A 13,820-nucleotide genomic window follows, 5' to 3' on the forward strand; every position below is an offset into this window, starting at 1 on the left:
GTTATGTTTATTGATGTTAGATACCACCAAATCCGGCTATTATTACTTGATTTGATGGGTGTAGTCTTTGCAGCAAGTCTTACAAGTCAAATTCCAAATGCAGATTTAAGTCGTTCTGGTGTTTTTATCATCATAATGGTTCACTTTTTTGCTTTCTATGTATCAAATTTGTATAAAGACTTTGAAAGTCGAGGTTTTCTAAAGGAATTTGAAAAAATATTTTGGTATAGTCTTGTTTTTGCAATTCTATTAACAACTGTTTCTTTTATTTTAGAGAGTGGTTTTGAGTTTTCTAGGAGAGGTCTTATTTATTTTACTCTGTTGAACTCATTATTTGTCTATTTTATAAACTGTACTGCTCGATACTTTAAGGGTAACTTTTTCCTAAATTCAGATTATCAACGGAAAACAGTTTTGATTACAACTATGAAACGTTGGCAAGGAATGAAAAAGTTATTAGAAACAGAAAAACTTTTTCAAAAAAATCTTGTCGCCCTTACCATACTAGATATACAAGAAAATGAATTTGGAGTTTCGATACCAGTATATTTTTCAGTAGAAGAAGCAATCGAATTTTCAACTAGGGAAGTTGTAGATCAAATTTTTATTAATTTACCAAATGAGCATTATGATTTAAAGCACTTAGTTTCAGAGTTTGAATTATTAGGAATTGACGTTAGTATCGATATTAATTCTTTTGGTTTCAAAGCGTTAAAGAATAAGAAGATTCACCAGTTTGGTGACCATAGTATCGTTACATTTTCAACAAATTTTTATAAACCAAGTCATATTATGATGAAACGTCTGTTAGACATATTTGGAGCAATAGTGGGATTGTTTATCTGTGGAATAGCTTCTATAGTCTTAGTTCCAATAATCAGACGTGATGGTGGGCCAGCAATTTTTGTACAGAAACGTGTTGGAAAAAATGGGCGTATATTTAAGTTCTATAAATTCCGTTCAATGTATATTGATGCTGAAGAGCGCAAAAAAGAATTAATGGCGCAGAATCAAATGCAAGGTGGTATGTTTAAAATGGATAATGATCCACGCATTACGCCAATTGGTCATTTCATTAGAAAGACTAGCTTGGATGAACTACCACAGTTTTACAATGTTTTAGTTGGAGATATGAGTTTAGTGGGAACACGTCCGCCAACAGTAGATGAGTTCGAAAAATATACACCAAGTCAGAAACGTCGTCTAAGCTTTAAACCAGGTATCACTGGTCTCTGGCAAGTTAGTGGCCGTAGTAATATTACAGATTTTGATGATGTTGTCAAACTTGATGTCGAGTATATAGATAATTGGACGATTTGGTCGGATGTCAAAATTTTGCTAAAGACGGTGAAAGTTGTTGTAAAAGGTGAAGGAAGTAAGTAAAATAATTTACTTTCTTCACTAAATTTATAGTAATTGATGATAAATTTAGTGAAGAAAATAAAGGTGGAAACATGACAAAAAATATATATATTATTGGTTCTAAAGGAATACCAGCAAAATACGGTGGTTTTGAAACGTTTGTTGAGAAATTAACAGAGAATCAAAAAAATAAAGATATTAAGTATTATGTTGCTTGTACGAGAGAAAATTCTGTTAAATCTGGTATTAATGGAGATGTTTTTGAATATAATGGTGCATCATGTTTTATCATTGATGTCCCAAATATTGGTCCAGCTAAAGCTATTGCTTATGATATTGCTGCATTGAAAAAAGCTATCTCTATCTCTAAAGAAAATAAGGATAAAGAACCTATTTTTTATATTCTAGCTTGTCGTATCGGTCCATTTATTTCAAAATACCGTAAAATTATTCATCAATTGGGAGGGAAACTATATGTCAATCCAGATGGTCATGAATGGTTACGTGAAAAATGGAGTTATCCTGTTCGACAGTATTGGAAACTTTCTGAGAGGTTGATGGTAAAATACGCTGATTTATTGATTTGTGATAGTAAAAATATTGAAAAGTACATCCAAAATGATTATCAAAAATACTTACCAAAAACCACTTATATTGCATACGGAACCGATTTGAATAAATCAAAATTAACTTCAATTGATAGTACAGTACGAGAGTGGTATAACGATAAGCAAGTTTTTGAGAACAATTATTATTTAGTTGTTGGACGATTTGTTCCTGAGAATAACTATGAATCAATGATTAGAGAGTTTATGAAGTCAAACTCTCAAAAGGATTTTGTCTTAATTACTAATGTTGAACAAAATGCTTTTTTTGAAAAGCTCAAAAAAGAGACCGGTTTTGATAAAGACAAGCGTATAAAGTTTGTTGGAACGGTCTATGATCAAGAATTATTGAAATATATTCGTGAAAATGCTTTTGCTTACTTCCATGGTCACGAGGTAGGAGGAACAAATCCATCACTATTAGAAGCACTATCATCTACAAGCTTGAACCTCTTATTAAATGTTTGCTTTAACAGAGAAGTAGGGGAAGATAGTGCACTTTACTGGGATAAAGATAATTTACACAAAGTTATTGAAGAAAGTGAACAATTGTCGCGAAAAAAAATTGGCGAAATGGGTAGTTTGTCAACAAAACAAGTTCAAGAAAAATTTTCTTGGGATCATATTGTTGATGAGTATGAGAAGCTGTTTAAAGGATAAACGATGAAAAAAATTCTATATCTCCATGCTGGAGCAGAACTATATGGGGCAGATAAAGTTCTCTTGGAACTTATAAAAGGATTAGATAAGAGAGAATTTGAAGTCCATGTCATTTTACCTAGTGATGGTATTCTTGTTGAAAAACTAAGAAAAGCTGGAGCAAAAGTCTCGGTAATTGAGTACCCGATTTTAAGACGAAAATATTTTAACCCAAAAGGTATTATTGAGTATATCTTTAAGTACAGAAAGTATTCGCAATTGATTTGTAACTATGCTAGGCTACATAATATTGAGATTATCCATAACAATACAACAGCTGTACTTGAAGGAATTTATGTTAAAAAGAAATTGCATATTCCTTTGATTTGGCACGTTCATGAAATTATTGTAAAACCTCGATTTATTTCAAATTTCATCAATTTATTGATGGGGAGATTTGCTGATAAGATTGTAACAGTATCGCGGGCTGTGGCTAATCATATCAGTCAGTCACCTCATATTAAGGATGATCAAGTCCATGTCATTTACAACGGAGTAGATACTAGGGTATTTCATCAATCGGATGCGCAGTCTATCCGACAAAAATTCGACATTGAAGAGGATGCTCTGGTCATTGGTATGATTGGTCGTGTCAATGCATGGAAAGGACAAGGAGATTTTCTAGAAGCAATGGTTCCGATATTAGAGCAAGAACCAAAAGCTATTGCCTTTATGGCCGGTAGTGCTTTTGAGGGAGAAGAATGGCGTGTACAGGAACTTGAAGAAAGTATTACGAAACTGAGCGTTGCTTCTCAAGTTAGACGGATTGATTACTATACTAATACGGCAGAACTCTATAATATGTTTGATATTTTTGTGCTTCCCAGTACTAATCCTGATCCCCTACCTACAGTTGTATTAGAGGCAATGGCATGTGGTAAACCTGTTGTAGGTTACCGACAAGGGGGTGTTTGTGAAATGGTAAAAGAAGGTCAAAATGGTCTTTTAGCAGAAGCGAATAGGCCTGAAGCACTCTCAAAAATAATTGAAGCTCTAGTTGTGTCTAAAGATTTACGCATGACCTTTGGAAAGAATTCTGTGGAGCGTCAGATGAAGCTTTTTTCATTAGATAGTTATATTGATAATTTTTCCAAGCTCTATAAAGGTATGTAATATGAATATCGAAAACATAAAAAATAGGCTAAAACCTATTATCTACCCTATTATTAACTTTATTCCTAGAAGACGATTAAAAAATAAAAAATTTACCATTATTTGTGATAATTGCTGGGCGGGAAAAGTTTATCAAGAATTGGGAATACCCTATCAGACTCCATTTGTAGGATTGTTTATTTTCTCACCGGATTACATTAAGTTACTTAATAATTTAGAATATTATTTGAAATCAGGAGGACAGCCTCTTAGATTTGTTAGAGAATCTAAATATATTGAGGAATTTAACAATAGTTATCCACTCGCTCTTCTAGATGATATTGAAATCCATTTTCTACATTATAAAAGCGAGAGCGAAGCACAAGAAAAGTGGCAGCGTCGTTTAGCACGTGTTCATTGGGATAATATTTATATTAAATTTAATGATAATGATCAATGTAGTTATGAATTAATGAAAATATTCGATAATTTACCTTTCAAGAGTAAAGTGATTTTTTCATCGAAAAATTATGAAGATTTAGCTTCATTAGTTCATTTTAAATCTAGAGAAAAAGAGGGGTATGTTGGTATTGATCTGAAAATTTATCATCGATACTTTAATGTGGTTAACTGGTTGAATAAAGGTGGAGAGGATTTAAGTAAGTGAAGAAGATAAAAATCCTCATTCCCTATTTCAGTAAATTTCCTATGTTTTCCATATTTTTTAATGACAGTAAAATGGACTAGTAAAATTGATTTTCTTATTGTTACAGTTCAAGAATTAATTGTATAAAAAACTTTTAATATTAACGATATTGCTTTTTAAAAGACCAAATTTAATGAATTGAAGGAAAGAATTCAGCACAAACTTGATTTTGAAATCTAGCTAGATACAGTATACAAACTTTTTGATTTCAACCTCGCCTACGGTTATAAATTACCAGATTAATGTGAGGGGTGTGATTATTGGGGATTCTGTGACACAGATATTTTATTGGGGATGGTTATCAATTTTTTTTGCTACATGATTTTTTCAACCTAGATTAAGATAGGTATGGTCTCTTAAGGCATTTACAGATTTATAAAAATACTGAGAAGGTTAATAATTTATTTAAAAGCGGTAACAATCTAATTTATAGATTAAACTATAAAAATGTCTTCACGAGTAGTCAAAATTTTATCTTTGATGAGCCTTTAGGTATTCATCTGATAAATAGGGGCTCAAATCTCTTGAAATTCAAGATGATATGATAGTCGTCAAAAAGCCTATTTATATACATTTTCAGAAACGAAAATCAATTTTTCCTAGTTTTGAAATTTCCTCTTCTTTATATGTCGTACCTAGTCGTACCTAATCAAGTGATTCATGGGGAAAAATTATCTAAATATAGCGTTTCCCCCCAAAAACTGTATGTTTTATTGGGAGTACAAAAATATTCTTTTTTAAAAAGATTTTATCGTAAAAAAATGGAGTATACCATATATTCTTTATAAGCTATAGATGAAAAGAGGATAAATAATGAAGCCAGTGTTAAGTGTCATTATACCAGTTTATAATGTTGAAAAATATTTAGAGCGATGTATTGACAGTGTTTTGATTCAAAATTGGAAAAATTATGAAATTATATTAATCGATGATGGAAGTATAGATAACTCCTCTCAAATTTGTGATGACTACGCTGAGAAGTATCATCATATCTCTGTTATTCACAAAAAAAATGGTGGACTATCAGAAGCTAGAAACACTGGTATACAATATGCTCAAGGAGATTATATTTTTTTTCTAGATTCAGATGACTGGGTGCTTACAACAATGTTTGAGAACTTGAAAGACATTATCTGCATAAAAAAGTATGATATTATTCATTTTCGTTTGAAGTTTTATAATAGAGAAAGTGATGTGTTCGAAGAGCGTCAATCAAATGAGGAGGAGTATTCTGGAATTGAAGCATTGAATCAAATGTTAAGGCAGGGAACTATTTCTTCTTATTCGACGGACAAAATATATCGTAGAAGTTTATTTTTAAAGAATAACATATTTTTTCCTGTAGGTGCATATTATGAAGATTTAGGAACAATTTATAAATTATTTATTGCTTCCAAATCTGTATATTATATTGACAAAGTCTATTACTGTTATTTCCTTGGGAACGAAAATTCTATCACTAAATCATGGTCTGAAAAAAAAATTCAAGATATGTTTCGATTTTATTCAGAAATATACTCAGTGTCCTTGCAGATAGATAAAATTGATGAACAATTAGTTAAAATATATTATAATAATGGACTCGTAGATCTCTTGTTGAAGATTTATGAAAATCATTGTAATAGTACTATTGCTAAACAAGTTAGTGAAGAATTGAATAATAATAGAGTTTCGTTCTATCTTTTGAAAGGACAACCTAACTATTATAAATATATCCTATTTCGTTTAGGGTTACTTAGAGTTATCCCACTGATTAAAGAAATAATAAAAAAATTTTTTTACAGTAGTGTTGGTTAATGTCAGAATATATTAAAAAACTCAAGTGAACTATAATTGACAAAGTAATAGGATGAGGCACTTACAGTATGTTGTAAAATTTCGTCACCATGGAATTTGTGACAGTTATCAAACATTTGTTATAAGTTATATTCTGTCTATTCCCCAAGTATCATCAAGTAACGCTACAATGTTGCCTTATCTAAGGTATCAGCTGAAACCATTCTTGTTTTAATGATGTTACAAATCTGAACCAGGCATCAAATCCCACTACCATTTTTAAATAATCAACCAACTTTTCCATGCGGAAGATATTAAAAGAAATTGCTTTGATCGATGGTATAGACAATTTATTTGACTAGTGCAGATAATTCGTCAAGTTATGAATAGCTAACTATCTCCTAGTACCACATTACTCATATCTAGCTTTCCTTTAACACTTTGCCACACTCTGTTTCCAATTTCATATAGACAGTGTTTCTGAAGGTAGTGAGACATTAACTAAAATGTGTCGAACCGCTCATAGGTTTACGTTCAAAGTTCACATGTGGGTTCCCCTATCAGGCTATATTTTTCATGGCTCCTTTTCTGATATCAAAGTGATAGAGGACCTCCTGTTTGAGGAAGCAACAATCCGTAATTTTAGAAAATGTACGCTGTTTCAATAAGGAGTATAAAGATAACTTGGAAAAGGGAGTGTGTCACTTATGGATACCGTTGTGCCGGAGGAGGGGGGCTAAGTGTAGTAATTGGATATAATTAGCCGGCTATACTTAATGATTGAGCACAATGATCTGAGCTAAATTGAATTCAACTAGCACTACGGGCATAATTATTGATAGGTAATCATTATACTATACACAAATAGAACAGTGAAAATACTACGATATGCAGAGTTAATATATAAGCATATATTTCTATTGTGTTTCTAAATAAGTTGTAGATATGGTATTAATCAAGCAATGCTAACTTACAATATTGGTGGATTAATTTATCTATTTGCATATATTACGAGTTTAAAAAGAAGTATATACTTTGAAATACAAAATAGTTATTTTGGAGGAGTTTAAAAAATATCTCATTTAACAAGAACATTTTTTAATTCCTTCTAAATAAAAAAGCTATTCTTGGTTGTATATATAGTATGAAGAATTTATTAGGAGGTAGATTTTGAGACTACACTATTATCAGTTATATTATATTTTTGTCTTTTTACTGATGCTTTCTTCTTATATTATTAATTCACAAATAATTGGATGGATAGCTTTGGTGTTGACTGTAGGACAAATTGTACGGAATATTAATAAACCAGCAGAACTACTGATACTACAATTACTATATATATTTCAATATCAGTTTTATATAAGCTATTTGTATATGCCAACAGGTATGAGTTTTCTAACGGATATTATAACTATCATTATTTTAATAAATTATATTTATGAAATCTTGTTTTTGAATAGGAAAACTCATAAATTGGAGTTCTCTATAATGATTTGTTTATTATGCTTTGTAACTTTGGGTTTTTTGGGGAATATTTTGCAGGGATTTTCACCTATAAGATATATGTGGGCGGTTCGAAATAATGCTCGTATATTTCTTTTCTTCATCTTTTCAATCCATTACCTATCTCCATACCTAATTAGAAAGTCAGAGTCCTTATTTACAATTGCCTATTTTTTTAATATTATTTTTATTTGGATTCAGTATTATTATTTAGGTTTTAAACAAGATTTTCTGGGAGGAATTTTTGGAAATGAAATTGGAACCGCCAATACTTACTTACACATCTTGTTGCTGATTTTTATTTGTATATCTATTTCTAAATACATTACAAGTAATATATCGATTATTAAATTTTTAATTTATATTATTAGTATTCTATTAGTTGCAGCATTATCAGAGTTGAAAATCGTTTTTATAGAAATTATTATTATTTATTTGATTTCGTATTTAATAATTGGATTTGATATTAAACGATTAGCTAGAATGTTGTTAATTGTTGTTCCAAGTATAGTTGTGTTTATTATTGCAATTCCAATATTAGAGAGCGTTTCTCCGTTTTTTAAAGGTTTTTTGAACGTTGAATCATTATTATCGATATCCACAGGTTCATATACTGGAAAAGGGGATATTGGTCGATTAAGTGCTATAAACTACGTCAGGGAAAGAATGTTTAATTATGATAATAGTAAAACATTAATAGGAATTGGTCTTGGAAATGCAGAACTATCACAAAGTAATATTTTAACTAGCCCATTTTATTTAGCATATGGAAATACAACACATTATAATTGGTTTAGTTTTCCTTTCGTAATGATTGAAACAGGTCTTATAGGTGTCATGCTGTATTTGTTTCCATATATTTATATTTTTAGAGAGATGGTATTCAATAATAATAAGCAATACAAGACGTTAATTAGTCTTCAATTATCAATTATGGCTTTTGTTCTATTTATTTATAACATTTCACTTAGAATAGAAATAGGATATTTATTTGTCTTTGTACTAGCCTTTGGAACTTTAAATTTTCATACAAAAGGAGAAAATAATGAAAGTTAATATTTTGACGATGCATAGAGTAGAAAATTATGGTTCTTTCTTGCAATCTTACGGGTTAAAAAAATTATTGTCAGAAAAGAAAGCAGAAGTTTCTTTTCTAGATATTGAGCAAGGGGAGCAACTCCCAGATAGTTTACTAAAAAGTACATTGCATGAGTATAGTAGCAATAAGAAGCTTGATAAGTATATTTTTAATAATGTTATTTCCAAAATAAAAGAACCACTATTGACTAAAATGTATAAAGAATATTGGAAAAAATATCTTGGTTTTGATGAAAGTTATCAAACAACACCAACAGCAGATAATGTTATTATTGGGAGTGATGAGGTATTTAATTGCTTGCAAAAATCTCCTTGGGGATATTCAAACCAAATCTTTGGCAATATACCAGTAAGTAATGTTGCCACCTATGCTGCTTCCTGTGGATTTACTAACTATGCTGATTTAAGTGATGAGTTGAGACGTGATATAAATATTGGTTTAGAGAAACTTTCATCAATTTCAGTACGTGATAACAATACCTTAGAATTTGTAAAGTCATTTGGATTTGAGTCAGAACAAATCACACAGTCTTTAGATCCTGTTTTGATTGCTAATTTTGATGAAGAAATAAACTTACCGGAGAATCAGATTAATTATAAAAAAGATTATTTGGTCGTATATGCGTATAAAAATCGTATTCATAAGAAAGAGGAAATTGAAAAAATAAAATCATTAGCGCGTAAATATAATCTTAAAATAATTGCCTTAGGTGGGTACCAAAAGTGGGCCGATGATTTCTGGATTCTTAACCCATTTCAACTGTTAAATGCTTTTAAAAACTCTAAATTTATTATTACAGATACGTTCCATGGTAGCATCTTTTCAATTAAATATAATTTAAAATATGCTACCATATTAAGAGACAGTAACAAGAATAAGTTAATAGATCTGTTTAAACGACTATCTCAAGAAGAACATCTAGTTTCAGATTTGCAAGATTTAGAAACAATTTTTTTAAATGATTTAGATTTTTCAAAGACAAATAGCATTATTGATAGATCTCAGAAAGAAAGTGACGAGTATTTATCAAGATTTTTAAACAGGGAGTTTTTTAATGAGTAGGGCAAAGTATTTGCTAAAGAATACAGCAATTTTTGCTATTGGAACATTTTCGACAAAAATAATTTCGTTTTTGTTGGTACCAATGTATACCTTTGTATTAACTCCTAGTCAATACGGAATTCTAGACTTAATTTTCCTATATATTACTATCTTATCGCCCTTCGTTATGCTTAATTTAGGTGATTCGATTTTGAGATTTTCGATGGATAAGGATAGTAATAGAAATAGTATTTTATCAATTAGTTTGGTTACGTTCTTTTGTGGAGCAATAATATCTTTCTTTTTGCTACCGCTATTTCACTTCTCTTCAAAATTTCATGAATACTCATTATTAATTATCATATATTTGATTATGTATTCAGGTAACATCCTTTTTACATCGTATTTGAGGGGAGCTGAGCTTCTTACGGAGTATACAATATGTAATATAGTCGGTTCTTTAATGACTGCACTTTTAAATATTTTATTTTTAGTACAGTTTAAATGGGGAATTAGAGGTTACTTATTGGCATATATCTTTTCATATACTATTACAAATCTATTAGCTGTTATCCTTGGGAAACAGTTTAGTGTAATAAAAAAATTTAACTTTGATAAAGAATTATTTTCGAAAATGTTTAGGTATTCTATTGCATTAGTACCTAACTCTTTATTATGGTGGGTCATTAATTCATCAGACAGGTTAATGGTTGCTGGAATTACTGGACTAACTGCGGCTGGAATTTATGGAGTCTCTTACAAAATTCCCTCAATGCTCTCTGTGTTCAGTAATATCTTTTTTCAAGCTTGGGGATATTCTGCTGTGAAGGAAATGAGTAGTGAAGATAATTTAAAATATAATAACCAAGTACTACTTAGATTAGTTTCATTTTTGGGATTAGTAACAGGATTTTTACTATTAATTATTAAGCCACTTGTTTCTAATATCTTTCAGTCTGATTATTTTATTTCTTGGCAACCAAGCGCTTATTTAATTTCTAGTTTTTATTTTTTATCGATATCGACTTTTGTAGCAACACCATATTTTACATATAAAAATAGCGTTGGTAGTATGCTCTCAGCGACAGTTGGAGCAATTGTCAATCTAATATTAAATTTTGTTTTTATTCCACTATACGGAATGAATGGTGCAGCATTAGCAACATTAGTTAGTTATATAGTGGTTCTTCTATATAGAATATTTGATACACGTAAGTATTTGAAATTAGATATTTGTAATAGAAAGATTATTTTGATTTCTGCTATTGTGGTTATTATGATGATAACAGTTCTTACGTCAGATAAATACTATGATTTGTTTCTTTTATTGGAATTTATTATATTAGTTTTAATTAATAAAAATTTCATACAAGATATATTTTTAAACTTATTAAAAGTGAGGAAGAAATGAGTAGACCGTTGATTTCAGTAATCATACCTGTATACAATGCAGAAAAATATTTACAAAGATGTATTGACTCATTACTTAGTCAGACTTATTCAAATATTGAATTTATTTTCGTTGACGATTGCTCGACAGATAGGAGTCTAGAGATTTTAAAAAATAATGCCCATAGAGATAATAGAGTTAAGATAGTGGAACAGAATGAAAATGGAGGGGCTTCAATATCTCGTAATGTTGGACTTTTTCTAGCTAAAGGAGAATTTATTGGATTTGTTGATAGTGATGATTTTGTGGAACCTACAATGTATGAAAATTTGCTGAAGGCTATTCAAACAAATACTACTAAGCTTTCGTGTTGCGGAATTTATAGATATGATGAATTTAGTGGTAAGACTTGTAAAATTTTAACACCTCAAAGTCCAACTGTTTTTTCAGCAAGTGAGGCATTAAAGAGTGTTTTTTTGCAAAAAGATATTGGTTATAGCGTATATAGCAAATTATTCCACAGGACATTATGGGAAGGAATATCATTTCCTACAGATGGATCTTTTGAAGATATTGCAGTACTTCCAGAAATTTTCTTTAAATCTATGACAGTTTCTCATACGGGGACAACAGAGTACTATTATGTATCAAGAGAGGAAAGTGTAACGTCAAGCAAAATTGATGAGAGAAATTTGATAATTTATCCTAGGATACATGAGATTGAAAGAATTGTAAGATGGAAGTTTAACGATATATTCGAATCATTTCAATATATGAAGATTATTAATTATTCTAATCTATACATCAAAGCAATCACAGATGGAGTTCCAAGGCATTCGAATCTATATAAGTCAATAAGTAGTAATTACAATAAAGTCTTTAAATATATCCCCAAAAATAGATATTTAACTCTTAGAGATAAATTAAGGTTATCTTTACTTAGATTAGGATTTTACCCCAACAGGAGAAAAAATGAAAAATAAAATAAAAAAAATAATGCCACAGTCTGCTTATATTTTTTACAGGAAATTGAAAAATTATTATTTAATTTCAAAAAGATACAATGATGATAAAAAAAATTATTTAAAATACTCTATACATTTTGATGAAAAAAATTCTTTCAATAACTTGAGAGGGCGTATTACTCTAGATTATCATAACTTAGAGAAAGGGCTAACTCATGTTGATGATATGCGTAAAGGATTTGGACAAAGCGCAATGTCAGATTTATTTAATGCATTGGACGAATATATTAAGAAGGGATTTCCGTTAAATGATAATAGATATTTGACTGCTGTGAGCGTTTTAAATAAATACGTTGAACGACATAGAGAGGAAAATTATTCAATACCAGAAATTGAAGCCAAAGTTTCAACATATCCTTTGCCCAAAATTGTTGATTCTGGAACTTTTTTGTACGAATATCAGGAATCTTCGCAAAAAAATTTCAAAAAACTATTAGAAACTCGTCACAGTATACGTGATTTTGGAAATATTGTTATTATGAAAGAAGATGTGATAGCTGCAATTGAATTAGCTAATCGAGCTCCATCGGCTTGTAATCGGCAACCTTGTAAGGTATATCTGGTAGAGGAACAAGAATTAATAAAAAAATTGCTGAGTATTCAAGGGGGGTTAAATGGTAATGCTAGTAATATTCAATTTTTACTATTGATTACATCAGATAAGGCTTTGTATCGATGGGATCATGAACGTAATCAAAATTTTATAGATGGTGGAATTTTTTCGGCAAGCTTACTTTATTCACTAGAGTCATCTAATATAGCAAATTGTCCATTGCACTGTGATTTGACAATTACGAGTGAGAAGAAAGTCAGAGATATTTTACAAATAAGTATTTCCGAAGATTTAATAAATTTTGTGGCAGTAGGTTCATTCCCTCAAAGTACACTTGTACCTATGTCTAATAGAGACAGCCGAGTGGATTTGATTATTAATAAATAAATTTTTTTATCATTGAAACATATTTCAATATACGCGTTATTGCACGACAAACACATCAAGAAAATTTTGTTTTTAGAATCCGATTTTTTTATAAAAAAGCAACTGTCCAATAACAAGTGACCTATCCAACTCCTCCCTCCTCAAGTATACAGTAATAAAAAATTTTTACAATTCGTGCATTTTGTTGAAAAAAACATCAAATTTGTTTTTGATTGTGGCATAATGAGTTTGTAAAAATTTTTTAGATTTAAGGAGAAGTCGTAATGAAACGCATCAAAGATTTTTTGAAATCGTAAAAAAGCAAAGAGTTTGTAAGAAAATGTAGACTTTGTGCTGAAAAAGTTGTAGTGATGCTATTGGCATTTGTATGTCATGTGGTTATTTTCTTATTTTTAATTGCACTAATAAATTGTTTGAATATACAATTGGTTCCGAAACATCAACAACTTGTACTAATTTCGGGATTTATCTATTTTCTACTAAAATTTTGTTTAAAAATTGATAAATCCGTAGAAAATAGAGCGAATAATATTAAAAATACTTTTATTGAAACATTCGCGATTGCATATTTGTTTTTAG

General features: G+C 30.0%; 11 protein-coding genes. All 11 read left to right on the forward strand.

Annotation, left to right across the window (positions count from 1 at the left end; genetic code table 11):
- The first annotated feature begins 3 nt into the window (after positions 1-3).
- The 11 genes from C1G57_RS01400 (at position 4) to C1G57_RS01450 (ending at position 13,241) form a co-directional block, all read left to right on the forward strand.
- The gene (locus tag C1G57_RS01400; protein ID WP_105113434.1) at positions 4-1,383 is read left to right on the forward strand and encodes a sugar transferase; all 1,380 of its coding nucleotides are present in this window, start codon (positions 4-6) and stop codon (positions 1,381-1,383) included.
- A 71-nt stretch (positions 1,384-1,454) separates the two neighbouring features.
- Positions 1,455-2,627 carry a beta 1-4 rhamnosyltransferase Cps2T gene (gene cps2T, locus C1G57_RS01405; protein WP_105113435.1) on the forward strand — a complete coding sequence of 391 codons (1,173 nt, stop codon included), beginning with the start codon at positions 1,455-1,457 and terminating at the stop codon, positions 2,625-2,627.
- 3 nt (positions 2,628-2,630) lie between these two features.
- The gene (locus C1G57_RS01410; RefSeq protein ID WP_105113436.1) at positions 2,631-3,779 is read left to right on the forward strand and encodes a glycosyltransferase family 4 protein; all 1,149 of its coding nucleotides are present in this window, start codon (positions 2,631-2,633) and stop codon (positions 3,777-3,779) included.
- A 1-nt stretch (position 3,780) separates the two neighbouring features.
- A complete protein-coding gene (locus C1G57_RS01415; RefSeq protein ID WP_105113437.1) occupies positions 3,781-4,425 on the forward strand; it encodes a DUF1919 domain-containing protein in 645 nt (214 codons plus the stop codon).
- Between the two features lie 410 nt (positions 4,426-4,835).
- Positions 4,836-5,009: a DUF6625 family protein gene (locus C1G57_RS11565; RefSeq protein WP_330846648.1), complete on the forward strand. Its 174-nt coding sequence runs from the start codon at positions 4,836-4,838 to the stop codon at positions 5,007-5,009.
- 268 nt (positions 5,010-5,277) lie between these two features.
- Positions 5,278-6,261, forward strand: a complete 984-nt coding sequence (locus C1G57_RS01425; protein WP_105113438.1) for a glycosyltransferase — start codon at positions 5,278-5,280, stop codon at positions 6,259-6,261.
- Positions 6,262-7,410: 1,149 nt separating this feature from the next.
- Positions 7,411-8,802, forward strand: a complete 1,392-nt coding sequence (locus C1G57_RS01430; RefSeq protein ID WP_105113439.1) for a polymerase — start codon at positions 7,411-7,413, stop codon at positions 8,800-8,802.
- The gene (locus C1G57_RS01435; protein ID WP_105113440.1) at positions 8,792-9,907 is read left to right on the forward strand and encodes a polysaccharide pyruvyl transferase family protein; all 1,116 of its coding nucleotides are present in this window, start codon (positions 8,792-8,794) and stop codon (positions 9,905-9,907) included. Before C1G57_RS01430 ends, C1G57_RS01435 begins: the two co-directional genes overlap by 11 nt.
- Positions 9,900-11,297, forward strand: coding sequence for an oligosaccharide flippase family protein (locus C1G57_RS01440; protein ID WP_105113441.1), 1,398 nt, complete (start codon positions 9,900-9,902; stop codon positions 11,295-11,297). Before C1G57_RS01435 ends, C1G57_RS01440 begins: the two co-directional genes overlap by 8 nt.
- Positions 11,294-12,259 (forward strand): glycosyltransferase family 2 protein, encoded by a 966-nt coding sequence (locus tag C1G57_RS01445; RefSeq protein WP_105113442.1) that lies wholly within the window; start codon positions 11,294-11,296, stop codon positions 12,257-12,259. The genes C1G57_RS01440 and C1G57_RS01445 overlap by 4 nt, the downstream gene beginning before the upstream one ends.
- Positions 12,249-13,241, forward strand: coding sequence for a nitroreductase family protein (locus tag C1G57_RS01450; protein WP_105113443.1), 993 nt, complete (start codon positions 12,249-12,251; stop codon positions 13,239-13,241). The genes C1G57_RS01445 and C1G57_RS01450 overlap by 11 nt, the downstream gene beginning before the upstream one ends.
- The last annotated feature ends 579 nt before the right edge of the window (positions 13,242-13,820 follow it).

Origin of the sequence: Streptococcus suis (genome assembly GCF_002960425.1) — a bacterium.
Classification (GTDB): domain Bacteria; phylum Bacillota; class Bacilli; order Lactobacillales; family Streptococcaceae; genus Streptococcus; species Streptococcus suis_S.